Here is a 26,934-nt window from a genome sequence, read left to right as displayed (position 1 = left end):
GTTAGGCTGTTGAGAAAGTGGTCATTATAAAAAATAGAAAACATACGGAGGTGGGGGGGTATCTACTGGAGGAGCGATAGCGTTCGCCTTTGTCTGCGGGAAATACCCGCTGTTAAGCGGATTCTAATGGAAATTTCCTGCAGACAAGAGCGACCGGAAGTAGATACCCCACCCCTCGTACACCTCTATTACTTCAGTTGACCACTTTCTCAATGCTCTGCCGGTTGTAAAACAAACCGTGAACGTATAATATTGTTATATTCAAATAATCAAAGATTTAACGGATTTGAGCGGTTATTCGTTGGAAAGAGGCGATTGCGTATGTCCGGCTTTTGGACTTGGGAACAAAAAGAGCTTGCGCGCCCGACGACCAAACAAGAAGTGATCGAAGCGGGCTTGGCTTACCTCGAAGGCGTGGGAGCGGACCTCATCTGTAAAGTTTGTATTCCGAGCGGCGGCTCCTGCTGCTTAAGCTGCCCGTTTCTGAGCGACGGTGTCGGCTGTGGACAGCGCAATACGAGCTGTACGGCCTGGCTGTGCGGTTTTTTGAAATATATCTATTACGAAGCCGGCTTGCTCCGGGAATGGGAAAACTTCTGGGAGCAAGTGCCGGGGCAGCAGTTCCGGTACGATACGACCCCGCGCCACTTTGCCGTCCGCGGCTGGCTGGAGCCGCCGAAGCTCCGTTTTTTATCCGAAGCTTTCGCGGACGATTTGCGGCGGCTCCGTCGGGATCGTCCCGCTTCCTGGCTTGTCGAGTTAAAAGGCAAGCTGGATTGGCATATCGACGAAATATTGGAAAGCACCAATCCGAAATTCGTGAAAAGAATGGAAGCCAAGCTGTACCGATTGACAAGCGATTTCCAGCAGTTTCACCGGGCCAAAGCCCAGCTCGACTAGCCCCCCGCATCCGAAATGCATCCTCCGGTTCACCCCGAGCCCAAAAAGAAGTACAATAAGCTTAACCCTAACGAAAGCGGCTGAAACGATCATGCTGGAAATCCAATACTTTGAGCTGCACCGCAACTTTTATCTGCCCGGGGAAGCGTGGCCGGAAGTGTCGGTGGCCGACCTTACGGGGCTGTGGTTTTGTACGGAGCGGAATGTGAAAATAATTCTCAAGAAGCTGGAAAGCGCCGGCTGGATCGAGTGGAGCCCGGGCCGTGGCCGCGGGCACGTATCCCGGGTCCGGTTTCTTATGAATCTGCAGGAGCTGCTGCTGGAGCTATCCAAGCAGGCGATGCAGGAAGGCCGGCTGAATGACGCGCTGGAGTGGCTGGATCGGTTTGGCCAAGGAACGGATACGAAGGAACGGTTCATGGCGTGGCTGTCCGATTATTTCGGCTACAAGAAGGAAACAGCGGACAGCAAGCCGGTTGAAACGCTGCGTTTCCCGGTGTTCCGGTCCATTCTGACCCTTGATCCCGGGCGGATGATCTATGCGTTCGAGGTGCATTTGATGAAGCAGCTGTATAATACGCTGGTCACCTATAACGAGCATCGGCAGACGGTGGAGCCGCAGGTTGCCCACTACTGGGAATGCAGTCCGGACCACCTCACATGGAAGTTTTACTTGCGGCGAGGCATTATGTTCCACCATGGTCGGGAATTAACGGCTCACGACGTCGCCTTTTCGCTGCGGCGGCTCATGCGCGAGACGGACCCATTGACGCAGCGCTGGCTGGTTCAAGGCTTCGAGGAAGTGCGCGTGCTGGACGAGCGGGTCGTCGAAACCCGGCTGCGCTCGCCGAATCATTTGCTGCTGCGCTATTTGTGCTTCCCTGCTACCAGCATATTGCCCGAAGAGCTGGTGGACGGCAGGGAGGAGGCGTTCGCGCTTGCGCCGGTCGGCAGCGGTCCGTTCCGCTTGGAGCTGTGGAACGAGAATCGATGCGTGCTGACGGCAAACCCCTCTTATTTCGAAGGCCGGGCGCATTTGGACCGGGTCGAGGTGGTGTTTCTGCCTCCGGAAGAATTGCACAGCTTTCAAGTTACCGATTCCGAAAAAATGCTGTGCAATCATGACGGCGTCACCTATCCGGTGCGGCATCATTGGGAGCGCATCGAGCTGCTGAACAACGGCTGTTCGATGTTGTCCTACAATATGCAGCGGGGCGGACCGCAGCAGGACGTTCGCTTTCGCAAAGCGCTGCATCATCTGGTGGACCGGAAGAGCATGGTGGAGCAGTTGGGCGAAAACCGCCGCTTTCCCGCAACCGGAATGCAGCCTCACAATTATTTGGGGCAGGAGGATCATGCGTTTGATCCGTCCGTCGCCCGGAAGCTTTTGGACGAGATGGGGTATACGGGAGAGCCGTTTCGGATCGCGGCCATTTGGAAGCATCTGGCGGATGCGCACTGGCTGCGGGACCGCTGCCGGGAGTTCGGGATCAAGGCGGAGGTCGTCTGCTATGAGATCTCCGAGCTGGCCCGACAGGTCCGGGACCGTAATTTGAACGCGGAGGCGCTGCTGCACCAATTCGTGATCGACGAAGGGGAAGTGTCGCTGCTGGAGCTGTATTTGCGCGAAGACAGCTACATCCGCCTCGTTATGGACGAAGAATTGAGCGCGCGCGTAGATAAAATTGCGTCCGATCTGCTGGCCTCTCCTTCGCCCGAATACCGCAAGCACCGGATGCAGGAGCTGGAGGCGCTTCTGAACCACGAGCATGTGGCGTTGTTCCTCTTGTTCAAAGGGCTCCAGACGGTGCACGACCCGTCCTTGCGCGGGGTAACGATTAATTCGCTCGGCTGGATCGATTTCAAAAATGTTTGGCTGCAGTCCGTGTAAGACTGACTTACGCAGCCTAAGCCTGAGGAGGATTCTTATGATACGACAAGCGCAACCGGGAGACGCAACTAGCGTCATACCGCTCATTTATTCCGCCATCGGCGATATTGCGTTTACTTTGACGGGCACCACCGACCCGGAACAGGCGCAGCATATTTTGCGCGAATTTTACGAGCGCCGGGGCAACCGGCTCAGCTACGAGAATACGCTCGTTGCGGAGCGGGATGGGCGTCCGGCCGGCTTTATACTGTTCTACCACGGCAGCCGTACGGCCGAATTGGACCGGCCGCTCGCCGAGCGGTTGGCCGGGATCGGTCAACCCGACGTCAAGCTTACGAAAGAAGCGCGGGACGACGAGTTTTACTTGGATTCGCTTGCCGTCGATCCGGCCTATCAAGGACAGGGCATTGCCAAGGCTTTGATGGAGGCGTTCGAAGCGGAAGCCGCAAGGCGGGGATACGACAAGGTATCGCTGATCGTCGAAGAAAGCAACGACAAGGCGAGAAGGTTGTACGAGGCCAAGGGCTACGAAGCGGACGGTCAGTTGGAGGTCAGCGGTCATTTGTACGATCATATGGTGAAGCGGGTCGTTCCCGCGGAATAAAAAAGCGAACCTCAAGTCCAGCGTATGAGCTTGAGGTTCGTCGCTTTTAAAGCGTGTTTGGTTGTTATTCAGGCATAGGCTTGCCAAGCGGAACTTTCCAATCGACAGCCGCTTTTTTGTGTACAGCCGCGCTTTCAAGCGTAATGTTCTTTGGCATTTTCTCCACATCCCGGATGATGATGACTTTGCGGAACTTGTAATTTCCGTTCTCATCTTGTTCCAGCCTTGTCGGGTCCCAGACGACCCATTCCTTTTCTTGATTGTCCACTTTGACCTTCCATCTCGTCAGATCGACCGTCTCTTTGTCGAGCCGTCCTTCTACTTCGATAAAGATGCCTTTATCATCAACATAGGAAATTACCGGTGCATCCGGAATGCTATTGATTTGACGGGAGGGAACTTCCTTCGGGCCGTCATCTGTCTTTAACTCGACTTTGGTGATTTTTAATGTTTTTCCTCCGCCCAAATCTTTTACCAGCGGCTTCTTGGCTATTGCTTGAGGATCCAGGTTTAAGTCCAAGCCAAGCTTATCGTACGAATGGAACGACGTTAATTCGAAGGTATAATCATCGTCATCCTTGAACCGCTTGAATTGGAGCCCCAGCGTATCTGCCATTGGATCCGTTTCATTGCCGTTGCCTCCAACAAAGTTCACATCTTGAAGGCCGGCACGATCATGAGCAGCCACGACCTCGCCTTGCTTGTTTGTCACTTGGAATCCAAACTCGGTCGGCCCATATTCGTTCGCCCATCCATGTTTTGAATCGACAAAGTTCGCAAAAATACTCGATATGGAATTGACGGATAGCCAGCCTTTCAGATTAAGAATAGTTCCGTTCGGAAAAGTGAAATTCTGATCATCGGTTATGACGAGCCTGGACTTCTCTTTCAATTCCTTGACATTGATCGGGGCGGTCAGGTGCCATTTTCCTTCCTTGCCTGCTACTTTGTTGATTTCGATATGAAGCACAATTTTCTCCGGCAGTTTCTTGAACGTCTCGTCATTCAGGTTGATCCTTATCAGGGATTGGACTCCGGCTTTTAAAGTTCGTTGCCCGGTCGCATCAATACGAGAGCGGTCAATAAGCTTGTTACCTTGTTCATCCGTGACATATACGTCGTTTTCGCTTGAATCTTTCTTTTCATACCCATGAAAATCCAGCAACGTATTACCCATGTTAAAGCTGAACGGTTTGTACGTATCGTCGTCCGAAAGCCGGATTCCATTTTTCAAAAATTCGTACTCCAGCGCGATCTGGTTGGGACTGATCGAAGCATTCTTCACTTTGAACACGATGTCCTGATCCTTCGTCTCGGCTTGAAGATTCAACAGCGATTGCACGTACGATGCGAACGTCGGCGATGTGTAGGCGCCGATGGATATCGCGATGGCCAAGCCGGCGGCGGTGACAACCATTTTTTTCTTCATACTGCCCCTCCAACATGTATTTAAGATGAGATCGATCGTTTTCAATTTCGGTTCGGTCTTGTTCTCCGCAGCTTTACTGGAGATTGCTGCCATGATTTCGTTCGTGAACGAGTCCGGCAAAGGAGGAGCGTCACTTAAGGCGTCGAAGACGGCAAAATCGCTCATGCAGCTTTCAAGCGCCGTTCGGCAAGCGGTACACGCTGCGAGGTGACAGTCCATCTGCTGCCGCTCCTGCAGGGGGACTTCCCCGTCCAGGTATGCCATCATTTGTTCAAATGTCAAGCATTTCATGCAGACCGCCTCCTTGCTCGCTTGCCGTAAGGACTTCGCGCAGTTTTTTTCGGGCCCGGTACAGGCGGACTTGCACCGTCTCGGGAGGAAGATCCAGCACCTCGCCAATTTCCTTATAGCTCAGCTCCTGAGTATGGCGAAGCAGCAGCACGGTCCGGTAGCTCTCCGGCAAGGCCATGACCTGCTCTTGCAGGGAAGCCGCCCGCTCCTTGGCCAGACATATGCTTTCGGGCGTCAGGGTGTCCGCGAACTCCAGATTGTGGATCGGGACGCTCTTGACCGGTTTCCGGCGCCGCAGCTCGTCGATGGCACGGCAGTAGGCAATGCGATAGAGCCAAGTGAAAAATTGACTGGACCCTGTGAACGTGTCCAATTGGAAGTATGCCTTTATAAACACTTCCTGGGCTAAATCCTGAGCGTCTTGCGCTTCACCGAGCATCCGAAACAAAAAGACATAAATCCGGTGCTTGTATTTGTTGACGAGCCCGGCATAGGCTTCCTGCTCGCCCTGCCGCACGCGCTCGATAAGTGCCAGATCATCCTGCATGCAACATCCTCCAATAACCAAAGCTTCGGTATGAGGCCTCACCCGATTTTTGCTCGTTCAATAGATTTAGACGGAAATTTTGCAATAATCTTACACTGCCGTTGAAAAGAAATGTTGTTTTTATGATGTGTACACCGAAGCGCGATGTCAATTTATATTTTGATGTCAAAAAACATCACATAGCATCTTGTTTTTTTAGAAAGATGTTGTTACAATCAAACTATTAAAAAACGGAATTCAAATTCCGAAATTCGGTACAACAAAATTTTGACTCATCATTTCGACGAATTTCTGTCAAGGAGGCGGCAACGTGTTTACGAAGCAAGAGCTGCAAGACATCATCGAACTGATCGGCCGGTCACCCGTTCAGAAGTTTAAATACTCGGATGGGACGGCAAAACTATTAATTGTAAAAGACAACGCTGCCTTATCGCCAAAAGCGGACAAACGCAACTCGAAACCGGCGGCGGAGCATGCGGGAGCTGCGGGCGCGAAGCCTTCAGAACCCGACGGCGAACATCCGGCAGTGGCCGAAAAGAACGCGGAGGCGGATGCCCCGAAGCTCATCGAGATCGTCGCGCCAACGATTGGCACGTTCTATGCGGCCGCCGAGCAGGGAGCGGCGCCTTATGTGCAGGTCGGAGACAAGGTAACTCCGGAGAAGGTCGTCTGCGTGTTGGAGGCCATGAAGCTGTTTACGGAAGTATCGGCCAAGGTGTCGGGAGAAATCGTCGAGATCGCCGTCGAGAACGGGCAATTCGTGGAATACGGGCAGCCGCTCTTTATCGTCAAACCCGAGTAATCGCGTGAATCAAACGGATGGAAGGGAGCATCTCATGTTTAAGAAAGTATTGATTGCCAACCGGGGAGAAATCGCCGTTCGCATTATAAGGGCATGTAAGGAACTGGATATGAAAACGGTTGCGGTATACTCCCAAGCGGATAAATCTTCCTTGCATGTGAGCATGGCGGACGAAGCCTACTGTATCGGGCCGACGGCCGCAAAGGACAGCTATCTGAATGTGGCCCGTCTGATCGCTGTTGCTTTGCATGCGGGGGCCGACGCCATTCATCCCGGCTACGGATTTCTGTCCGAAAACGCCGATTTTGCAGAGACGTGCGAAGAATACGGCATCGCGTTTATCGGACCGGACGCGGAAGCGATCCGCAAGATGGGCGACAAGGCCGTGGCCAAAGAAACGATGCGGCAGGCAGGCGTTCCGGTCGTGCCGGGCACAGACGGCCTCATCGACCGGGTGGAAGACGCCCTTCGGATGGCGGCGGAAATCGGCTATCCGGTCATCGTGAAAGCAACTGCCGGCGGTGGTGGGAAAGGGATGAGGGTCGCCCAGGACGAAAAGCAGCTGGCCGATGTCATCCAGCAAGCGCGGAAAGAAGCGGACGCGGCTTTCGGCAATTCCGGCGTCTACCTGGAAAAATATTTGGAAGGCCCGAGGCACGTCGAAGTGCAAATTATGGCCGACCAAGAGGGCCAAGTCGTCTATCTTGGCGAGAGGGATTGTTCGATTCAACGACGCCACCAGAAGCTGGTGGAAGAGGCGCCGTCCCCTGCGATCTACAGCGAATTGCGGGAACGAATGGGCGCTGCGGCCGTCGCCGCCGCCAAAGCGGTCCATTATCGTGGCGCAGGCACCGTTGAATTTCTGCTAGATCGGCATGGGCGGTTCTATTTTATGGAAATGAACACCCGCATTCAGGTCGAGCATCCGGTCACGGAAATGGTCACCGGGATCGACCTCATCAAAGAACAGTTGACCGTGGCGGCAGGTTGCCCGCTTTCGTTCCATCAAGAGGACATCCGCATTAACGGATGGGCGATGGAATGCCGAATCAATGCCGAGAATCCGGCTCAAGATTTCATGCCTTCTCCGGGCAAAGTTACGGCTTACACGCCTCCGGGGGGCTTCGGTGTCCGGGTTGACAGCTCGGTGTATGCCGGCTATCAGATTACGCCGTTCTACGATTCCATGGTCGCGAAGCTCATTGTGTGGGGCAAAGACCGGCAGGATGCCATTCGCCGAATGAGAAGGGCTCTGGACGAGTTTGTGATCGACGGGATCAAGACGACGATTCCGTTCCATCGGCAATTGATGGAGCACGAGACGTTCGTATCGGGCGATTTTGATACCAAGTTTTTGGAAACACATGAAATCCTTCCGAAACGTTCCGCGAACGAACATCGATGAAAAGAGGTGGCAGCATGCCTGACAACCAGCGCGAAGAGCGGATGGAGCCGGAAATATACCCGCTGGGCGATGCTGCGGTTTCCGTCCAATTGGGCAGCGGCATCGATCCGAAGACGCACCGCCAAGTTCAAGCTCTGGCCGCCTATCTTGAGCGGCATCCGTTTCCGGGGCTGATCGAAATCGTTCCGGCCTTTGTGACGGTTACCGTGTTTTACGATCCCTTGAAGCTGCGCGATCCGGCGACGGGGGAAAGCTGCAGAGCGCGAGACGGCAGCGGGTTCCGCTCCCCGTATGAGATGATCCGAGGCATCGTCAAGCGGGCGGCCGCTAATTTGGATAACACCTTTGAAAGCGCTTCGAATATTGTGCATATTCCTGTTTGCTACGGAGGCGAATTGGGGCCGGATTTGAACAGCGTAGCCGAATATCACGGATTGACTCCCGAGGAAGTCATCGAAATCCATTCGTCGCAAGATTATTTGGTCTATATGATTGGGTTCGCTCCGGGCTTCCCTTACTTGGGCGGGTTGTCCGAACGCATCGCCACCCCGCGGCGAAGCACGCCGCGGCTGCAGATTGAGGCGGGAACGGTAGGCATCGGAGGAAACCAGACCGGAATTTATCCGATCTCCACGCCGGGAGGATGGCAATTGATCGGAAGAACGCCGCTGCCGTTATTTCGCCCCGACGATTCTTCGCCCAGTTTGTTGAAGGCGGGAGATATCGTGCGATTCCAGCCGATCGGGCTTAAACAATTCGAAGAGTGGAGAGAGGACAGCACATGAGCATGCAGATCGTCAATCCGGGACTCTTGACCACGATACAGGATAAAGGGAGGTTCGGATTTCAACAGCAGGGGGTTATCGTCAGCGGGGCTATGGATACGTTCGCGCTTCGTGCGGCGAATGTGTTGGTGGGCAACGAAGAGAATGCAGCCGCCTTGGAAGTCACGTTAATGGGAACGGTCATCCGTTTTGAAGCCGATTCGCTCATTTCCGTCTGCGGCGGAAATCTGTCGCCCACAATTGAAGGAGAGCCGGTTCCTTTATGGAGACCCCTCTTGATCAAAGAAGGCTTGACGCTCGAATTCGGGCCGTGCCGGTCGGGCGCCCGCGCGTATTTGGCGGTAGCGGGCGGAATCGATGTTCCGCCGGTGATGCACAGCCGCAGCACGTACCTTCGGGCGGAAATCGGAGGGCATGAAGGGAGAGCCTTGAAGGCCGGCGACCGGCTTGACTTTGGTCTTCCTTCCGAAACGTCGGCCGGATACCTGAAAGCCCGGCAGGCTGCTCTTCGTGCGAAGAGGTGGCTGGCAGCGGAATGGTTTATGGGGAACGACGCGCTGCCCGCCTATGCTAAAGATCCCGCGATCCGGGTGATCCGGGGCCGGGAATACGACGCTTTTACGGATGAAAGCCAAACCACGTTTGTCACCCGGACCTTCCGGATTACGCCGCAGTCGGACCGGATGGGCTACCGGCTGCAGGGGGAAACGCTGGCTTTTAAGGAATCGCTGGAGACATTATCTGAAGCGGTTTCATTCGGTACCGTGCAGGTGCCGCCTGAAGGGAATCCGATTGTGCTGATGGCAGACCGGCAAACGATCGGAGGCTATCCAAGAATCGCGCAGGTCATCACGGCAGATCTTCCGGTTTTGGCCCAAGCCAAGCCCGGAGACAGCATCCGTTTCGCCGAAGTTTCTTTGCAGGAGGCCGAAGAGCTTTATATCCGGAAAGAACTGGAATTTGAACGATTGACCAGGGCGATAAAACTTTATTTGAAGGCCCGGTGAATGACGCCCGGCGGTGCGTTATCCGCTGAAATTTGAAAGGAGGCGGCAGCCTATGTATGTGGTGGATTTAAATTGCGATCTCGGGGAAAGCTTCGGGGCCTATAAACAGGGGAACGACGAGGAAATGCTGCGGCTTGTCACTTCGGTGAACATCGCTTGCGGCTTCCACGCCGGAGATCCCGGCACGATGCGTCAAACCGTCAAGTCCGCGCTGGATAACAAGGTGGCTATCGGCGCTCATCCGGGGCTTCCGGACTTAATCGGTTTCGGCCGGCGGAATATGGATATTTCGCCGCAGGAAGCGTTCGATATGGTCGTCTACCAAATCGGGGCGCTGAACGGCTTCGTCCAGGCGGAAGGGGGCGTGATGCGTCACGTCAAGCCGCACGGGGCACTATACAATATGGCGGCCCGCAGTGCCAAGCTGGCCGAGGCGATTGCGGAGGCCGTTTATAAGGTCAATCCGCAGCTGATCTTGTACGGCCTGTCCGGAAGCGAGCTGATTCGCGCGGGGGCCAAGCTCGGTTTGCTGACGGCAAGCGAGGTGTTTGCCGACCGTACCTATCAGTCGGACGGGAGCCTGACTCCGCGCAGCCAACCGGACGCTTTGATCAACGATCCGTCGGCCGCCGTCAAGCAAATTATGAACATGGTCAAGGAAGGAACGGTCAGATCGCAGCAGGGGACGGATGTTCCCATCCTGGCGGAGACGATCTGTATCCATGGCGACGGGAAGCATGCCGTGGAGTTCGCCCGCGGGATCCGGGACATGCTCCAAGCCGAAGGAATTACGCTAGTGCCAGCTCACGTTAATCGCAACATCTAAAGGGAGGAATACATTTATGTTGACGCTGCTTGGAGTCCTGATCGTCATCGTCGGCTTCGCCCTGCGCTTTAATCCGCTGCTTGTCGTTTGCACAGCCGGGATTGTAACCGGAATTGCCGGCCATCTGTCATTCGGCGAAATTTTAACGACCTTCGGCAATGCTTTCGTTTCCAACCGCTACTTGTCCTTGTTTATTCTCACGCTGCCGGTTGTCGGCCTGCTGGAACGCTACGGTCTGAAGGAGCAGTCGCAGCAGCTGATCGGCAAAATTAAAGCGGCCACGACAGGCCGGCTGCTGCTGGTCTACCTGGTGATCCGCCAAGCGACCGCGGCCATAGGGCTGACAAGCCTCGGCGGGCATGCGCAGATGGTTCGTCCGCTTGTTTCTCCGATGGCCGAAGGCGCAGCGGCGCATAAGCACGGACCTTTGCCCAAAAACGTTTCCGACCGGATCAAAGCTTATTCCGCATCAACGGACAATGTGGGGCTGTTTTTTGGAGAAGACGTATTTATCGCTTTTGGCGCCGTATTGCTGATTCAAGGCTTCTTAGCGCAAAATGGCGTTCAAGTGGAGCCTTTGCACGTCTCCGTCTGGGGGATCCCGACGGCGATCGCGGCGTTTCTCATTCATGGCACAAGGCTGTATCTGCTGGATCGGAAAATCAAGCAGCTGATCGATTCGGAACCGTCCGACTCGTCCGAAGTAACCTTGGAAGAGGTGCAAAGCCATGCTCGTTAATCTGGAATACGTTTATTATGTCGCCGCGGTCTTTTTGGCGATTATTGCAGGGCTCAGCTTGAAGGATACAAGCAATCCAAAGCGGCTGCTGACGGCGGCGTTTTGGGCGCTTTTCGCGGTATCGTTCGCTTTCGGCAAGCTTATTCCTCCGATGTATATGGGGATCATCGTCATTGTTATGGCGGTCATTGCCGGCTTCGGTGGCGTGCGGCCGGGCAAGCATAAGCAAACGTCGGACGAAGAACGGGCGGCTTCGGCGGCGAAATATAAAAACAAGCTGTTCCTGCCGATTCTGATGATTCCGCTCCTCACGCTGGTCGGAGCCACCTTGCTCAAGGATGTGACCATCGGCGGCTTGCGACTGCTGGATAAGTCCAACGTAACGTTGGCAGCCCTTGGCGTAGCGTGTGTGCTGGCATACCTCGTGGCTATAGCACTGACCAAACAAAAAAGCATCGTCCCGGTGAAGGAATCGCGGCGCTTGCTTGATTCCATCGGATGGGCTGCCGTGCTTCCGCAAACGCTCGCCAGCTTGGGAGCACTGTTCTCCGCCGCGGGGGTCGGTAAAGTGATCGCGGAACTGGTCGGTTCTTCCATTCCGGTGGATAACCGTCTGCTCGTCGTAGCCGCCTATTCCATCGGGATGGCCGTATTTACGATGATCATGGGCAACGCTTTTGCCGCGTTCCCGGTCATGACGGCGGGCATCGGCCTTCCGCTGCTCGTAGGCATGCATGGGGCCAATCCGGCGATCATGTCCGCCATCGGCATGCTGTCCGGTTACTGCGGGACGCTGATGACGCCGATGGGAGCCAACTTTAACATCGTGCCGGCCGCGCTGCTCGACCTGCCCAAGTATAGTGTCATCAAGGCCCAAGTGCCGACAGCTCTGATCTTGTTGGCGGCCAATATCGTACTGATGTATGTTCTCGCTTTTTAGCGGCTGCCCGCCGCACCTCGTGTCAGTACTCTGAATATCCCATATTTTTGGAAATCGCTTTACCCGCGGCGACGGTCTTCTCGATTAATTCCGGCAGCCGCTGTTCGGTAAAGCGGTTTTCCAATCCGGAGATGCTTAGCCCTGCAATCACTTGTCCGCTATAATTATAAATAGGAACGGCTACGGCCGAAGTAAAATTGCGCAGCTCCGAATGACTGATCGTGTAGCCGCGCGTTTTGGCTTCTTGAATCGATTCGATAAGCTTCCGCTTATCGGTGATCGTGCCGTCCGCGTAGGCGACGAGCGGCGTTTCTTCAATATACTTTTGCAGCTCCTGCGACGACATGAACGAGAGCAAAATCCGTGGACAGGCTCCGGCGTAAAGAGCGGCTCTGCGGCCGATTTGGGTGAACACCCTTACCGGCTGGGTCGTATCCACCTTCTCGATGTAGATCGCTTCGTTTCCTTCCCGGATGACCAGATTAGCGGCCTCTTCCACATCGTCCCGCAGCTGCTTCATGACCGGCAGGGCGATTTTGCGGATATCGAGGCGCTCCTTGACCAGCTGCCCGAATTGCAGGAACATAAAGCCGAGCTCGTATTTTCCTTCTGCGGTTTTGGCAAGCAGCCCCATTTCCTCGAGCGAGCCGATCATGCGGTGCACGGTCGTTTTCGCTTGTCCCGACAACGTTGACATTTCCTGCAGGGATAGCTGTTCGTAGGTTAGAAAGAGATCCAGAATCTCTTTGGCTTTGACGACGGTTTTGTTCTTATTCTGCATGGCAACCTCCAACTCATTCCGTATATCGGAACGCTGCTTCAATTATATTAAAATATGAAAATACATTCCAGCTTGAAACCAGATTTTATATAGCGAGGAGGATATAACAGTGGAAAATATTCTTGTTACCGGGTTTGATCCTTTCGGAGGGCAGGCGCTGAATCCCGCTTTGGAAGCCGTCCGGAGGCTGCAGGGAGTAACGGTGGAAGGCCATCGCGTGGAAACCCGCGAGATCCCGACGGTATTCGATAAATCGATCGAGCGACTGCTTGCGGCTGTGTCGGAAATCCAACCGAAGCTCGTCATCTGTGTCGGTCAAGCCGGCGGCCGGCCGGATATTACGGTCGAACGAATCGCCATTAATATCAACGACGCCAGGATTGCCGACAATGACGGGCAGCAGCCGATCGATACGCCGGTCATTCCCGGAGGACCCGCCGCCTACTGGTCCACGCTTCCGATTAAAGCCATGGTGAAAGAGATGAACGATCGCGGCATTCCGGCTTCCGTATCGCATACGGCCGGCACGTTCGTTTGCAATCACCTGTTTTACGGCTTGATGCATCATTTGGCAACGACGGGCAATGCGGCGGTTCGAGGAGGCTTTATTCATATTCCGTTTTTGCCGGAACAAGCCGTGCAGCATAAAGGACAACCGAGCATGAGTCTGGAGGCTGTCGTCAAAGGGCTGGAAGCAGGGATCCGGGCAGCTATCCACTATCAAGAGGATATCGTCGTTTCAACAGGGCAGATCTGCTAACTGTCTTTTAGTCGCAGGTTTACCGAGACCAAAGGCCAGTTCCAAAACTAACCCTAAGGCCGTTATTGACAGTCCGTCATCCAGCTATACTTGGAATAGCTGATAGACAGACGGAATTTTGTCGATAAGGAGCCTGATCATGGAATGGATTAGTCAAATGTTTGGACAGTACGGTTACTTCGTCTTATTCTTCGGATTGTTCGCCGAATCGCTGGCGCTGCCGTTTCCGGGAGAACTGGCTATGGCCATCGCAGGGCATATGGCTTCTCTGGGCACGTTTCAACTGACATCGATTATCCTCGTGTCCTATCTCGGGGCCATAACCGGTACGCTCGTCACCTATATGCTGGGCCGACGGCTCGGCACCCCGTTTTTTGAAAAGTACGGCAAGTACTTCTTCCTTAAGCCGGAGCGTCTCCGCCAATTGACGGAATGGTTTGGGAAATACGGAGACAAGCTCATTCTAGTCAGTTATTTCGTCCCCGGCCTGCGGCACTTTACGGGCTATGTTGCCGGGATTCTCAAAGTCCGCTTGGGCACGCTTCTGCTCTACAACGGGATCGGCGGGATTTTGTGGGTCATGACTTATGTTACGGTTGGCCACATTTTTGGAGCGAAGATCGAGCAACTGCTGCATCTGATTACCCAATACTCCTTCGGGGCGGTCGTCGTTCTTGCTCTGCTTGCGGGGCTGGCAGTGCTTGCGAGGAAGAAAAAAGCGTTGCTGATCCAGTGGCTGCGTGCGAGATATGAGGGCCTGCAGAAACTGTTCGTCCGCTCTGTAAAATAGGAAAAAAACGGCGGCGTCCGGGGCTTTGAATCCCAGACGCCGCTGCTTTGTTTACACTTTAGTTTTTAGCCGGTTCGGCAGGCTTCTGATCTTTGCCTTCCTTCGCATTCTTGGCATCCTGCTCTTGCTTGGCTTTAATATAAGCTTCCTGCCCTTTTTCCTGCATCGTCTTGAGCGCGTCGTCCACCGATTTCTTGCCTTCGATGACGGACTGGATTTCGTTTCCGGCCAACTCGTTGAACGGTTGATAAAATCCCATCGGGATTTTGTTGTAGTTTTTGAAAAGGCTGTTCTCGTTCATTTTCAGCATATAGAACGGCTCCATACTACGGCCCTCGCGTTCTTTGGCGTAAGCCGTTCGGGAAAGCAGCGCCCCGTCTTCGGACTTGGATAGCAATCTGGCCATTTCCTCGCTGTTGATATACTTGACGAGCTCCCAAGCCGCTCTCGGATTGGACGAGTTGGCATTGACGGCGAACAGCCCGGAAAGGGAGACGGAGTTCGAAACTTCCGGGTTTTTCGGATCGACCGGTACGGTAACGACATCCCAGTTTACAGGCGTTACGTCTTTCAGCGTTTCCTTGGCGCGTTGAAGGCTGCTAATCATATAAGTGCCTTCCACCGTCATGGCGAGTCTTCCGGTGGCGAACAAATCTTTCTTCATATGGTCTTCCATCGTCATCGGCTTATTCGGATCGAATTTTTCGTCGCTGCCGGCAAACACCGCCCCCGATTTTAAAGCTTCCACTGTCATGAGAAGAGCCTCTTTCCAGCCGTCCGATTGAATCGTGACCGCTCCTTTGTCCGGGTCGACGACGGATAATCCGCTGGTCGCTCCGATACCGCTCATCATTTGATAAGCAACTTGCTTCTTATCCGAGAAAGCATAAGATGCGTTCTCCGCAAAGCCGTAGATCCGGTTATCGCCTTGCCCGTCCTTCGGGAACCGCTTGGCGAGGTCCAGCACTTCGTTCCAAGTCATCTTATTTTTCGGCAGCGGGACGCCGTGCTTCTCGAATAAATCCTTATTATAAAATAACGCCTGACCGTAGAAGGAAGGGGTCAACCCGTAAATATTGCCGTTACCTTTCGCTTTGATCTGCTCCACGACGCTCGGCAAAATATTTTCGATGTCGAACTTGTCCTGACGAATGACGTCGTCGAGCTGGTACAGCTTGCCGTCATTGGCCCACTTCTCGAACGTATCCGGCGAATCGAACAAAAGCACATCCGGTTTTTCTTCGTCAATAAGCTTCTGGAATTCCTCGTTCGGGTCCTTGCCGCTGCCGTAGGTGTTTTGCATAGAAACGACTTGCACGTCAATATTCGGAAATTTTGCCGAGAACAAGTTGCCGTACTGCTGGAAAAAGTAGCTTTTATCCCAGAATACGACCTTGATGCTTGCTTTCTCGTCTTTACCAAGCTCCTTAAGTGTCTTGGACGGCTTGGCTCCTCCCCCGGAATTACATCCCGCAATCAGCACGGCTACAGCCAGTCCGGCCGTGAGCCCAATACGACTTCGTTTCATTGCTTTTTCTCCACCTTTTCCGAAAGACAGCATATTAGCTTGCCGCGCCGTCTTTTCCAATTATTTCTTCATCCCACTCTAATAGACGGATGAAAGGCAGAAAAGAATTCATTTTTCTTTCTAAATTTTTCTTTATAATTTCTTTACAATTGTTGTTCGGGGTCGAATTTGATCGGAAGTGCTTGAAGTCCGAAGAAGAAGGTGCTTGGAATCGGAGTAAGGGCGGCGCCTGGCGCCAGACGGATATTGCACAGTCTTCGCATCACGATGTCCAGTGCGATTTGGGCTTCCATGCGGCTAAGCATCGCTCCGAGGCAAAAATGGATGCCGAAGCCGAAGGCTACGTGGGGATTGGGCGAACGGTCGATGTCCAGCTCGTCGGGACGGTCAAACACCGCCGGATCGCGGTTGGCCGAAGCGAGCCAGAGGACCAGGACATCATCCTTTTTCAAATGGCAGCCCTCAAGATCGGTGTCCTGCTTCGCATATCTCAGGAGCGCTTGAACCGGCGAATAAAACCGCAGCGTTTCTTCGATCATCGTTTTTAAACGTTCGGGGTTTCCACAAACTACGGGCTGCAGTTCGCTTCGTTCGGTAAGCAGCCGTACGAAATTGCCGAGCAAATTCGTTGTCGTCTCGTTCCCGGCAACGAGCAGCAGGATGCAAAATTCCACCATTTTACTAAAGGTCAATTTTTCCCCGTCCACCTCGGCATGGACGATCTGGGAAATGAGGTCCTCACGCGGATCGCTCCGCCGAAGCTCGATCACCTGCCGGAAATATGCTTCCAGCTCCCGGCGTGCCTGCAGCTGCTCGGTAAGCAGCCGCTCGAACGATTCGGGACGGGCGTCCGCCGGCGATTTTATCATCGTATCAGACCAATGCTTGAACAAGGCGCGGTCGTTCGGTTCCACGCCGAGCATCTCCGAAATGACGATCACCGGAAGCGGATTGGCGAAGTCGGCGACAAAATCCATCTCTCCCCGCTGAACAACCCGGTCGATCAGCTCGTTCGCGATTGAGGCGATTTTCGCTTCGAGCTGCGAGAGAGCCGCCGGAGCGAACGCTTTGCCGGCGATTTTGCGGAGCTTCGTATGCTGTGGCGGATCAAGCTCGAGGATGCTTTCAGGCAAGCTCAACGAATTTTCAAATTTTCCGGGAACAACAGAAGAGAAGCATTCGGGAGCCTTTAAAATTTGCATGATTTCCTGATAGCCGAAGATGTCCCAGCATTGTCTTGTTTCGTCGTAGCGTATCGGAGTCGTTTGTTTTAAGCGGTTGAGGGTAGGAAAGGATTCAGAAAGGATGAGGGCAACTCGTTCTCTGACAACGGCAGGAATACTTTTTCCAGTTCCAGCGATTCGTTTGTCAAAACTCCATCGCTCCTTTTTTGGGAATATTATAAAATTACATCTAAGGTAAATTTATACAAATAACGCGTGTATGTCAATTTTAGCTAAAAAAACGTTCTCCTGCTTGGCAGCATGCAACATTTGGCAGAGCACAGCGTCAATATCGTTTAGAAGCGCACTCCAAAGGGGGTTATTTCGCTGAAACGATATTTCTTGATAGGGTCGTCCGCCGCGGCACTTGCCTTCGTTGCGGAGCATAAGCTCGCTTCGGGCCTTTGGAGCGGTACCTCGGTGAGGGGAAGCAGTCCCGACGGAAAGTGGATTTATCTCATTTCCGGCAAGCAGCTTATTCGACCTTAACCTTAACCTTTGTAAAAAAGGGCGGCGGAGTCCGGGAATGTCCGTGACCCCACCGCCTCGGGATGCCTTCTGTTACAGCCGGTTCGGCAGGCTTCGCTTCTCAGTTTTCCTTCGCATTGTTGGCATCCTGTTCCCGCTTGGCCTTGATAAAAATTTCTTGCCCTTTTTCCTGCATGGTTTTGAGCGCTTCGTCCACCGATTTTGTGCCCTCGATAACTGCTAGGATTTCCGTACCGGCCATTTCATTGAAGGGTTGATTAAACCCGAACGGTATGGTGTTCACGCCTTTCATCAGCATGTCTTCATTGGTTTTCAGCATATAGAAAGGCTCCAAACTGCGGCCGTTCCGTTCCTTCACGTAGGCCGTTCGCGAGAGCAGCGAGCCGTCTTCGGATTTGGCCTGCAATTTGGCCATCTCGTCGCTGTTAATAAACTTGACGAGCTCCCAGGCGGCTCTTGGATTGGAAGAATCGACGTTAACGGCGAAAAGGTCCGAAAGCGATACGGCGTTGGACACGTCCGGATTTTTGGAATCGACCGGTACGGTGACGATATCCCAATTCACAGGCGGGTCTTCCGGAAGGTTCCTCGCGTTTTGAAGGTTTGGCATGGCGTAGGAGCCGTCCAGCGTCATCGCGACTTTTCCGGCGGCGAACAGGCTCCGGCCATCGTCCATAAGCACCGTTTTATTCGGATCGGGTTTGTTGTCAGTGCCGGTATACACCGCGCCTGATTTCAAAGCTTCCATCGCAGTTACAAGTGCATTTTTCCAGCCTTCCGATTGAAGCGTAACCGTTCCTTTACCGGCGTCGACGTACGATAAGCCGCTGGTCCACCCGATGCTGCTCATCAAGTCTAAGCTGATGCGCTTTTTGTCGAGGAATGCGCCGGAAGAGGCAAATCCGTAAATCCGGTTGTCTCCTTGTCCGTCCTTAGGGAACCGCTTGGCGAGGTCCAGCACCTCGTCCCAGCTCATTTTATTTTTCGGCAGCGGCACGCCGTATTTTTCGAACAAGTCTTTGTTATAGAATAGAGCCTGACTGTAAAAGAACGGGGCCAAGCCGTAGATATTGCCGTTGCCTTTCGCTTTAATCTGCTCGATGACGCTTGGCAAAATGTTCTCCACGTCAAACTTATCCTGTCGAATGACATCGTCAAGCTGGTACAACTTCCCGTCATTCGCCCATCTCTCAAACAGATCGGACGATTGGAACATAAGCACATCCGGCTTTTCGTCGTCGATGAGCTTTTGGAATTCCTTGTTCATATCCTTGTTGGGGTCGCGGATCATTCCCTGCATGGAAACGACCTGCACGTCAATGTTCGGAAATTTCGCCGAGAACAAGTTGCCGTACTTTTGGAAGAAATAATTTTTGTCCCAGTAGACGACTTTAATGCTGGCTTTCTCGTCTTTACCAAGCTCCTTGAGCGTTTTGGAAGGCTTGTCTCCGGCCCCGCCGGAAGTACAGCCCGTCAGCAGCACAGCCAAAGACAACCCTGCCGTTAAACCTTTACGAATTCTCTTCAATGCTTGTCCACCCTTTTCCAAAGACGGATCGACGACCGTCTTTTCTGATATTTTTGTTTCCAAACCGTATAACGGATAAGGGCCATAGAAAAAGGACAACTTTTCTAAAAAACTTCATCACTCTTTGCAATAACACATCCAAATTTCATAAAATTTCCTCAAGACCCAGAGATTTTTTGCATCCGCTGGATGAATTCTGAAAAAATTCCAAGCCAATCTATGGATTCTACAAGCATAAACCAAGGATGTTTGATAATGTCAACGTTGTAACCGTTGTCAAAATAACAGATCAGGAGGCATGATGTGATGAAAAAAAGTTGGCGTTCCCGTCTTTCCTGCATATCGTCCGTTTTGACGCTTGGCTCGGTGCTGCTCTCGTTTCCCGCTTCGTCGATGGCCGCCTCCGTCACCTGCAGTACGGCTGCTTGCTTGAAAAATGCCCTCGCTAATGCGTCGCCGGGAGACGTAATTACTTTAGCGGCGGGCGTGACGTTCAACGGCAACTTCGTAGCTGCGGCTAACGGAACCCCAACCGGCAAGATTACGCTGCAAAGCGCCAGTTCCTCGAACAAAGCCGAGCTGAACGGCGGCGGTACGGGGAGCGGCTATACGCTGCACGTAACAGGCGATCATTGGGTGATCAAGGATCTGAAAATTACGAACGCCAAAAAAGGGATTATGCTCGATCATGCCAATTACACGCTGATTGACGGGGCCGAGGTGTACCAGATCGGGGAAGAGGGTGTTCATTACCGGGACGGCAGCTCCTACAATACGATTCGGAATTCGTATCTTCACGATATCGGCACCGTAACCCCATCGTTCGGAGAAGCGATTTACGTCGGGTCCGACAAAGGAAAGTGGGGTACCTTTAACGCAGCGACCAACCACAATACGATTGCGAACAACACCATAGGACCGAATGTCGCTGCAGAGCATATCGACATTAAGGAAGGCTCTACGGGGACGCTTGTCGAGAACAACACGTTCGACGGTACCGGTATGAGCGGAGCCAACGCTGCGGACAGCTTCATCGATGTGAAAGGGAACAACGACGTGATCCGCAACAACACCGGCTACCGCAATGGCAACAGCAAAATCAAGGATGCGTTTCAGGTTCATCAGCGGGCGGCCGGTTGGGGACAAAACGCCTCATTCACGAACAATACGGTCTATTTGGACAACACGACCGCTTATGTCGTGAACGCTGCCAGCGGAACGACCGCCAGCGCCTCCGGCAATACGCGTTACCCAGCCGGAAACATGTACACCGGCAGCGTCACGAGCGGAAAGTAGACGAAACATCCGTCTCCGTCGAGCTTGCCTTAACCGTCATGCCGTTAATTCGCTGAAGTCAGCCGATGTAACGAAGCGTCCAAATATTTTTAAGAAAAAACGAAAAGAACCGTCCTCGCTTTGGGCGTAGACGGTTCTAAATCTGTTGAGTAAGTGATCATTATATAAATAGAGAAGCATACGGAGGTGGGGTATCTACTGGAGGAGCGATAGCGTTCGCCTTTGTCTGCGGGAAATACCCGCTGCTAAGCGGCTTCAATGAAAATTTCCCGCTGACAACAGCGACCGGAAGTAGATACCCCACCCCCACGTACCCTCTATTACCTCAATTGAGCAATTTCTCAACAACCGTCCGCTTTACGTGGACGGTTCTTTTCCACTTCCTCCTATCCGAACTGTGCCTGATGCAGCCGGCTGTACACGCCTCCCGAAGCCACCAACTCGTCATGGCGCCCCTGCTCGGAGACTCCTTCCTCGGTAACGACGACAATCCGGTCGGCGCTGCGGATCGTGGCGAGCCGGTGGGCGATGACGAGTGTCGTGCGGCCGGCGGACAGCTCGGCGAGCGACTGTTGGATGGCCGCTTCCGTCTCGGTGTCGAGCGCCGAGGTCGCTTCGTCGAGAATAAGGATCGGCGGATTTTTGAGGAACATCCGCGCAATGGCAAGCCGCTGCTTTTGACCGCCGGACAGCTTCACGCCTCGTTCGCCGACGGGCGTCTGCAGGCCGAGCGGCAGCGAGCGGATGAAGTCTTCCAGCTTCGCCCGGCGGGCGGCGTCCCAGATTTCGGCGTCCGTCGCGTGCAGCTTGCCGTAAGCGATATTGTCGCGCAGCGTGCCGGAGAACAAAAACACGTCCTGCTGCACGATGCCGATATGCTGCCGGAGCGACGAAAGCTTCATTTTCCGGATGTCCAGGCCGTCGATAGCAATGCTGCCGGATTCGATTTCGTAGAAGCGGGGCAGCAGGCTGCACAGCGTCGTTTTGCCTGCGCCGGACGGTCCGACGAAGGCGACGGTTTCCCCGGCCCGAATCGAGAGATCGATATTTTTCAGCACCTTGGCGTGATCCTCATACCCGAATGTCACCTTCTCGAAGCGGATATCCCCGCGTACCCGGTCAACCGCTACAGCATCCGGGGCATCGGCGACGTCCGGCTCCGTATCCATAATTTCGATAAACCGTTTGAATCCGGCCATCCCTTTCGGATAGCTTTCCAGGAACGCGTTGATCTTCTCGATCGGCTTGAAAAAAATATTGATCAGCAGCAGAAAGCCGACGAACTCCCCGTAAGACAGCTCCCCCTGAACGACGAACCAAGCGCCGCAGATCAGCACGAACAGCGAAATCAGCCGCATCAGCAGGTACATGCCGGAGGAGCTGACCGCGATGATTTTATAGGAGCGGAGCTTCGCCTCCCGGAAATTGCTGTTGCTCGTCATGAATTTGCCCATCTCGTGCTCCTCGTTCGTGAACGTCTGCACGACGCGGATGCCGGTAACGCTATCCTCCACCTGTGCGTTCACGTCGGCGATGTCCGAGAACATCCGCTTGGCGGCCTTGACGAGCTTCATATTGCAGACGACCACGAGCCAAATAAGCAGCGGGACGATCAGGAAGGTGAGGCAGGCCAGCTTCCAGTTGATGAACAGCATCATCGTAAACGCGCCGCAGAGCGTCATGATCGCAATAAACACGTCTTCCGGGCCGTGGTGGGCCATCTCGCCGATTTCGAACAAATCGTTCGTCATGCGCGACATGAGATGGCCCGTTTTGTTGTTGTCGAAGAAGCGGAACGACAGCTTCTGGATATGGCCGAACAGCTGCCGGCGCATGTCGAATTCGATGTTGATGCCGAGCCGGTGGCCCCAATACGTAACGATATACTGCAGCCCCGTACTGGCAAAATACAGCACAAGGAGGCCGACGCATGCTGCGACGATCAGCCCCCAATCCTTGCCGGGCAAGAGCTTGTCGACGATCAGCTTGACCGCCAGCGGAAAGCAGAGCTCCAGCAGCGCCGCTAGGACGGCGCAGGAGAAGTCGAGCACGAACAGCTTCTTATATGGCACATAATAGCTGAAAAAACGACGAACCATGTCCTCACACTCCAATAATCTTTTACGACGACGATTTTATTTTCAGGTGACATTATATAGTCGGAGCGATAGCGGCACAAGAGAAAAAAATATTATAAACGCTTTCATCCCGCCGTCCGGAAGGCCAAATTCCGATTGACACCTGCGAAAGCGCGGTGGTACTATGAAAGTGTCAATTATATAAAACCTTGGTTTATTATACAAAACCAACTGCATTTTGGAGGAAGCATGGACAAGAAATATTGGGTACCTGCCCTCGAAAAATCCAACCTTGTGCTCCAAGCGATCTCGGAGCAGCCCTCCAGCCTGAAGTTGATCGACCTGTCGAAGCGGCTTGGGATCAACAAAAGCTCGATGTTTTCCCTGCTTGCCACGATGGAAGCGCTGGACTGGGTCATACGGGAGGATGACGCGACGTATTCGCTAGGGTCCAAGCTGGGCTACATTGGAAACACTTTTTTCAAGCAATTCAGCTTGATCGACCGGTTCCGCAAGGAAGCCTCCGTCACCAAGCACGTCATCAAAGAGACGATTCAGCTGGCGAAGCTGGAACGGAACGAGGTGCTGTATCTGGCGAAGGAAGAGATGCCTTCCCCGGTGCGCTTATCGTCGGAGCCCGGGATCAAATATCCCGCTCACGCGACGGCGCTGGGCAAGGCGATGCTGGCATGGGTCGCCGAGCCCGAGCTCGGGACGCTGTACGCTTCGGAAACGCTCGATCCGTGCTTAACGCCGCACACGCTGCAGAATCGCTCCGACCTGGTTCGCCAGCTTGAGGATGTGCGGACGAACGGCTATGCGTTCGACTTGCAGGAAGCGGTCATGGGCTTCTGTTGCGTGGCCGCTCCGGTTCGTTCCGGCAACGGGAAAGTCGTCGCGGCGATCAGTTGCTCCATGTTCCAGCACGAATGGGAGGCGAAGCGCGAGCTGGCCCGGCATGAAATATGCGCGCTCGCCGAGAGGCTGTCGCAGTATCAAACCACCACTTAACCGAAGGATGTGAACCCTGTGAGATTGCACAATAAGGTAACGCTCATTACCGGGTCCGGCTCGGGCATCGGGAAAAGCACGGCGCAGCTGTTCGCCCGCGAAGGCGCGACGGTCGTCGTCAACGATTTGGCGGAGGATAAGGGGCAGGAGACGGTCGAAGAAATACGTCAAGCCGGCGGGAACGCTTTGTTCGTGCAAGCCGACGTGACGAATCCCGAGTCCGTTCAAGCGCTGGTGGATACCGTCGTCTCCAAGTACGGCCGGATCGATGTGCTGTTCAACAATGCCGGCATCAGCGGCGTGGGGGCGATCCACGAAGTGGAGCCCGAGGCATGGGACCGCGTCATGACGGTCAATATCCGCGGCACGTTCCTGCCGTGCAAGTACGTCCTGCCGCATATGATGCAGCGCAAAGAAGGCTCGATCATTAACATGTCCTCCTGCATCGCCGAAATCGGGCTGGCACGCAGGGCATCGTATTCCGCAACCAAAGGAGCCGTGCTGGCGCTGACCAAATCGATGCAGGTCGATTACGCTCCATACAACATCCGCGTAAACGCGCTGCTGCCAGGCACGATCCTGACGCCGTTCGTGGAAAATTATTTACGGAACTCCTACGACAATCCGGAGGAAGCTTACGAATCGCTGAAAAAACGCCAACTGAGCGGCGACCTGGGACGCCCGGACGACGTGGCGAAAGCGGCGTTGTTCCTCGCTTCGGACGAATCGAAGTTCATGATGGGCTCCCCGCTATATATCGACGGGGGCGTCGTCTTCGGCAAGAACGCGTAACGCATCGTTTTAAGACCAGGCCTACAATAAGCCAAGGAGGCATATTCGAAAATGAAACTGCTTACTTTTATCGAAGAGGGACAGGAACGGCTCGGCGTCAAGACCGACCGCGGCATCGTACATATCGCTAAAGCGCTTGCAGCGGTCCCTGCCGGAAACGCCGACGTGCCGCAGACGGTGCACGAAGTCATCGAAGGCGGCCCTTTCGCGGTTACGGCGCTGCAAGCTTACGTGGACCAAGCGCTGGCGGCCGGCGGCAGCGAGGCATATGTGCTGGACGAAGCGGGGATCACTTACGGCCCGTGCGTCCCGCATCCGAACAAAATCATCTGCGTCGGGCTGAACTACCGCAAGCATGCGGAAGAAACGAACGCGCCGATTCCGCAGTATCCGATCCTGTTCAACAAATTCAACAATACGTTGACGGGTCACGGACAGGACGTGCCGCTGCCGATCAGCGTCACGAGCAAGGTGGATTACGAGGCGGAGCTGGTCATCGTGATCGGCAAGAAAGCCAAGTACGTCTCCAAAGAAGCGGCGCTGGATCACGTGTTCGGCTACTGCAACGTGAACGATTTATCCGCCCGTGACCTGCAGATGCGCACTCAGCAATGGCTGCTCGGCAAGTCGTGCGACGGCTTCAGCCCGCTCGGGCCTTATCTGGTGACGGCCGATGAAGTCGGCGATCCGAACAACCTTGCCATCCGCTGCATCGTGAACGGCGAAGTGCGCCAGAACTCCAACACATCGGACATGATATTCCATTGCGACGAAATCGTCAGCTACATTTCGCAGCATATGACGCTGGTACCGGGCGACGTGATTTTGACCGGCACCCCGGAGGGCGTTGTGCTCGGATATCCGGAAGAGAAGCAGGTTTACCTGAAAGACGGCGACGTTGTCACGATCGAGATCGATAAGCTTGGCTCGCTGACGAACCGCATGGTTAACGAGCAGGCGTAACGGCAGCGGACAAAAGGAGGAACGACGGATGGCAGGACCGATTATTGCAGGCGCGGACGCGCTCGTGATGGACCCGCGCGACCATGTGGCGACGGCAATCAAAGAATTGAAGCAGGGACAGCGGATCACCTTCCGGGTGCAGGAGCAAGTCCAGGAAGTAACGCTGCTGGACGACGTTCCGTTCGGACATAAAATTGCGATTCAAGATATCCCGGCCGGGACGGATATCCGCAAGTACGGCGAAGTGATCGGACGGACGACGACCCAGATCTTTGCAGGGCAGCATGTTCACGTGCATAACGTCGAAGGCATCCGCGGTCGCGGAGATCAGGCGAAAGCGTGAGAAGCGAAGGGAGAACGAATACTCATGAATCACATGATGGGCTATAGAAGACCGAACGGCGACGTGGGCATCCGCAATCATTTGCTTATTATCCCGACCGTCATTTGCGCCAACCAAGTGTGCACCCGGATCAACCAGATGGTTCCGGACACGGTAGCGATTCCCCACCAGCACGGCTGCAGCCAGATCGGCGCGGACAAAGACCGCACCTTTGACGTGCTGGCGGGAACCGGCCGCAATCCGAACGTCGGCGGCGTTATCATCATCAGCCTCGGCTGCGAGGTCGTCGATCCGCATGCGCTGGCCGACGCGATCCGCCCGACGGGCAAGCCGGTCGAAGTGTTCGACATTCAATCGGTCGGCGGTTCGGTGAAAGCGATCCAGCACGGGGTGGAAATCGCCCGGAAAATGCGCGCCCGGCTCGATGAAATGAAGCCTGAGCCGGTGCCTTTCAGCGAACTGATTATCGGGGTCAAATGCGGCGGCTCGGACGCGACCTCGGGGCTTGCTTCCAATCCGGCGCTCGGCGCGGCAGCCGATTCGCTCATTCAGCAGGGCGGCGGTGTCGTGATCGGGGAAACGACGGAAATTATCGGTGCCGAGCACGTGCTCGCTTCGCGCTGCGCCGCACCGGACATTTCGGAGAAGCTGTATCATATCGTCGACCGCTTCGAGAAGGAAGTCGAGCGGATGGGCGCCGACATGCGCGGCGGCAATCCGAGTCCGGGCAATATTGCCGGGGGACTGACGACGATCGAGGAGAAATCGCTCGGCTGCATCAGCAAATGCGGCACCGCGCCGATCAAAGGCGTTATCGAGTATGCCGAGGACATTCCGAAGCACGGGCTTTATTTTATGGATTCGCCGGGCAACGACATCGAATGCGTCTCCGGGATGGCGGCGGGCGGCGCGCATCTGGTCTGCTTTACGACGGGACGGGGGACGCCTACTGGGGCCGCTGTCATTCCGGTCATCAAAATTACCGGCAACAAGCGGATGTTCGAGAGAATGTCGGACAACATGGACGTTGACGTCAGCGATATGCTGGAAGGCACGCTCAGCCTGGAGGCGGCGGGCCAGGTCGTCTGGGAAGAAATTCAAGCGGTCGCAAACGGCAAGCTGACGAAGGCGGAAATTTTGGGCCATACCGAATTCAGCATCAACCGGATCGGACCGAGCTTATAAG

The 26,934-nt window shown here is 54.4% G+C and carries 26 protein-coding genes; 19 read left to right on the top strand and 7 right to left on the bottom strand.

What is annotated here, in order from left to right:
• Window positions 1–321: 321 nt before the first annotated feature.
• The 3 genes from NI000_RS03320 to NI000_RS03310 all read left to right on the top strand — a co-directional run bounded on the left by NI000_RS03320 (window position 322) and on the right by NI000_RS03310 (window position 3,395).
• Window positions 322–900, top strand: coding sequence for a hypothetical protein (locus NI000_RS03320; protein WP_253407685.1), 579 nt, complete (start codon window positions 322–324; stop codon window positions 898–900).
• Window positions 901–991: 91 nt separating this feature from the next.
• A complete protein-coding gene (locus NI000_RS03315; protein WP_253407683.1) occupies window positions 992–2,791 on the top strand; it encodes an ABC transporter substrate-binding protein in 1,800 nt (599 codons plus the stop codon).
• A gap of 37 nt (window positions 2,792–2,828) precedes the next feature.
• Window positions 2,829–3,395 (top strand): GNAT family N-acetyltransferase, encoded by a 567-nt coding sequence (locus tag NI000_RS03310; protein ID WP_253407681.1) that lies wholly within the window; start codon window positions 2,829–2,831, stop codon window positions 3,393–3,395.
• Between the two features lie 64 nt (window positions 3,396–3,459).
• Here NI000_RS03310 and NI000_RS03305 read toward each other — a convergent pair whose 3' ends face one another.
• Window positions 3,460–4,689 (bottom strand): hypothetical protein, encoded by a 1,230-nt coding sequence (locus NI000_RS03305; protein WP_253407679.1) that lies wholly within the window; start codon window positions 4,687–4,689, stop codon window positions 3,460–3,462.
• Window positions 4,690–4,849: 160 nt separating this feature from the next.
• On the opposite strand from NI000_RS03305, the gene NI000_RS03300 reads away from it, so the two are divergent.
• Window positions 4,850–5,035, top strand: a complete 186-nt coding sequence (locus NI000_RS03300; protein ID WP_253407677.1) for a hypothetical protein — start codon at window positions 4,850–4,852, stop codon at window positions 5,033–5,035.
• A 60-nt stretch (window positions 5,036–5,095) separates the two neighbouring features.
• Here NI000_RS03300 and NI000_RS03295 read toward each other — a convergent pair whose 3' ends face one another.
• A complete protein-coding gene (locus NI000_RS03295) occupies window positions 5,096–5,662 on the bottom strand; it encodes an RNA polymerase sigma factor (protein WP_253407676.1) in 567 nt (188 codons plus the stop codon).
• A 310-nt stretch (window positions 5,663–5,972) separates the two neighbouring features.
• Here NI000_RS03295 and accB point away from each other — a divergent pair, with 310 nt between their 5' ends.
• From accB to NI000_RS03260, 7 genes are read left to right on the top strand one after another with little or no spacing between them, the layout of a single operon-like run.
• Window positions 5,973–6,464 (top strand): acetyl-CoA carboxylase biotin carboxyl carrier protein, encoded by a 492-nt coding sequence (gene accB, locus NI000_RS03290; protein WP_253407673.1) that lies wholly within the window; start codon window positions 5,973–5,975, stop codon window positions 6,462–6,464.
• 34 nt (window positions 6,465–6,498) lie between these two features.
• Window positions 6,499–7,869, top strand: a complete 1,371-nt coding sequence (gene accC, locus NI000_RS03285; RefSeq protein WP_253407671.1) for an acetyl-CoA carboxylase biotin carboxylase subunit — start codon at window positions 6,499–6,501, stop codon at window positions 7,867–7,869.
• A 14-nt stretch (window positions 7,870–7,883) separates the two neighbouring features.
• Window positions 7,884–8,654, top strand: coding sequence for a 5-oxoprolinase subunit PxpB (gene pxpB / locus NI000_RS03280; protein WP_253407670.1), 771 nt, complete (start codon window positions 7,884–7,886; stop codon window positions 8,652–8,654).
• Complete coding sequence (locus NI000_RS03275) at window positions 8,651–9,661, top strand: 5-oxoprolinase subunit C family protein (RefSeq protein WP_301292310.1); 1,011 nt, start codon at window positions 8,651–8,653, stop codon at window positions 9,659–9,661. Before pxpB ends, NI000_RS03275 begins: the two co-directional genes overlap by 4 nt.
• A 52-nt stretch (window positions 9,662–9,713) precedes the next feature.
• Window positions 9,714–10,487 carry a LamB/YcsF family protein gene (locus NI000_RS03270; protein ID WP_253407668.1) on the top strand — a complete coding sequence of 258 codons (774 nt, stop codon included), beginning with the start codon at window positions 9,714–9,716 and terminating at the stop codon, window positions 10,485–10,487.
• Window positions 10,488–10,503: 16 nt separating this feature from the next.
• Window positions 10,504–11,226 (top strand): DUF969 domain-containing protein, encoded by a 723-nt coding sequence (locus NI000_RS03265; RefSeq protein WP_253407666.1) that lies wholly within the window; start codon window positions 10,504–10,506, stop codon window positions 11,224–11,226.
• A complete protein-coding gene (locus NI000_RS03260) occupies window positions 11,216–12,166 on the top strand; it encodes a DUF979 domain-containing protein (protein ID WP_253407664.1) in 951 nt (316 codons plus the stop codon). Before NI000_RS03265 ends, NI000_RS03260 begins: the two co-directional genes overlap by 11 nt.
• Before the next feature lie 22 nt (window positions 12,167–12,188).
• Here the strand turns inward: NI000_RS03260 and NI000_RS03255 are convergent, their stop codons facing one another.
• Window positions 12,189–12,947 (bottom strand): IclR family transcriptional regulator, encoded by a 759-nt coding sequence (locus NI000_RS03255; protein ID WP_253407662.1) that lies wholly within the window; start codon window positions 12,945–12,947, stop codon window positions 12,189–12,191.
• Between the two features lie 109 nt (window positions 12,948–13,056).
• On the opposite strand from NI000_RS03255, the gene pcp reads away from it, so the two are divergent.
• Together pcp and NI000_RS03245 are read left to right on the top strand one after the other, a co-directional pair.
• The gene (gene pcp, locus NI000_RS03250) at window positions 13,057–13,707 is read left to right on the top strand and encodes a pyroglutamyl-peptidase I (RefSeq protein ID WP_253407660.1); all 651 of its coding nucleotides are present in this window, start codon (window positions 13,057–13,059) and stop codon (window positions 13,705–13,707) included.
• Window positions 13,708–13,846: 139 nt separating this feature from the next.
• Window positions 13,847–14,497, top strand: a complete 651-nt coding sequence (locus NI000_RS03245; protein WP_253407658.1) for a DedA family protein — start codon at window positions 13,847–13,849, stop codon at window positions 14,495–14,497.
• A 58-nt stretch (window positions 14,498–14,555) separates the two neighbouring features.
• On the opposite strand, the gene NI000_RS03240 is transcribed toward NI000_RS03245, so the two are convergent.
• The 3 genes from NI000_RS03240 to NI000_RS03230 form a co-directional block, all read right to left on the bottom strand.
• Window positions 14,556–16,025: an ABC transporter substrate-binding protein gene (locus NI000_RS03240; protein ID WP_253407656.1), complete on the bottom strand. Its 1,470-nt coding sequence runs from the start codon at window positions 16,023–16,025 to the stop codon at window positions 14,556–14,558.
• Between the two features lie 143 nt (window positions 16,026–16,168).
• Window positions 16,169–17,248 (bottom strand): cytochrome P450, encoded by a 1,080-nt coding sequence (locus NI000_RS03235; RefSeq protein ID WP_309247869.1) that lies wholly within the window; start codon window positions 17,246–17,248, stop codon window positions 16,169–16,171.
• Window positions 17,249–17,837: 589 nt separating this feature from the next.
• A complete protein-coding gene (locus NI000_RS03230) occupies window positions 17,838–19,265 on the bottom strand; it encodes an ABC transporter substrate-binding protein (RefSeq protein ID WP_253407652.1) in 1,428 nt (475 codons plus the stop codon).
• 306 nt (window positions 19,266–19,571) lie between these two features.
• Here NI000_RS03230 and NI000_RS03225 point away from each other — a divergent pair, with 306 nt between their 5' ends.
• Entirely contained in the window at window positions 19,572–20,561 is a 990-nt protein-coding gene (locus NI000_RS03225) for a right-handed parallel beta-helix repeat-containing protein (protein WP_253407650.1), read from the top strand.
• Between the two features lie 386 nt (window positions 20,562–20,947).
• On the opposite strand, the gene NI000_RS03220 is transcribed toward NI000_RS03225, so the two are convergent.
• Window positions 20,948–22,660, bottom strand: a complete 1,713-nt coding sequence (locus NI000_RS03220) for an ABC transporter ATP-binding protein (protein WP_253407648.1) — start codon at window positions 22,658–22,660, stop codon at window positions 20,948–20,950.
• A 228-nt stretch (window positions 22,661–22,888) separates the two neighbouring features.
• On the opposite strand from NI000_RS03220, the gene NI000_RS03215 reads away from it, so the two are divergent.
• Genes NI000_RS03215 through NI000_RS03195 form a run of 5 tightly spaced genes read left to right on the top strand, consistent with a single transcriptional unit; the run spans window position 22,889 to window position 26,933 of the window.
• Window positions 22,889–23,650, top strand: a complete 762-nt coding sequence (locus NI000_RS03215) for an IclR family transcriptional regulator (protein WP_253407646.1) — start codon at window positions 22,889–22,891, stop codon at window positions 23,648–23,650.
• Between the two features lie 18 nt (window positions 23,651–23,668).
• Complete coding sequence (locus tag NI000_RS03210; protein WP_253407644.1) at window positions 23,669–24,442, top strand: SDR family NAD(P)-dependent oxidoreductase; 774 nt, start codon at window positions 23,669–23,671, stop codon at window positions 24,440–24,442.
• A 51-nt stretch (window positions 24,443–24,493) separates the two neighbouring features.
• A complete protein-coding gene (locus tag NI000_RS03205; RefSeq protein WP_253407642.1) occupies window positions 24,494–25,405 on the top strand; it encodes a fumarylacetoacetate hydrolase family protein in 912 nt (303 codons plus the stop codon).
• 28 nt (window positions 25,406–25,433) lie between these two features.
• Window positions 25,434–25,748, top strand: a complete 315-nt coding sequence (locus tag NI000_RS03200; RefSeq protein ID WP_253407640.1) for a UxaA family hydrolase — start codon at window positions 25,434–25,436, stop codon at window positions 25,746–25,748.
• 24 nt (window positions 25,749–25,772) lie between these two features.
• Window positions 25,773–26,933, top strand: a complete 1,161-nt coding sequence (locus NI000_RS03195) for a UxaA family hydrolase (RefSeq protein ID WP_253407638.1) — start codon at window positions 25,773–25,775, stop codon at window positions 26,931–26,933.
• The last annotated feature ends 1 nt before the right edge of the window (window position 26,934 follow it).

The sequence above is a fragment of the Paenibacillus tyrphae genome (assembly GCF_024158745.1).
Classification (GTDB): Bacteria; Bacillota; Bacilli; order Paenibacillales; family NBRC-103111; genus Paenibacillus_G; species Paenibacillus_G tyrfis_A.
The sequence above is the reverse complement of the archived record's forward strand: the minus strand, read 5'-3'. Positions and strand labels throughout refer to the sequence as shown.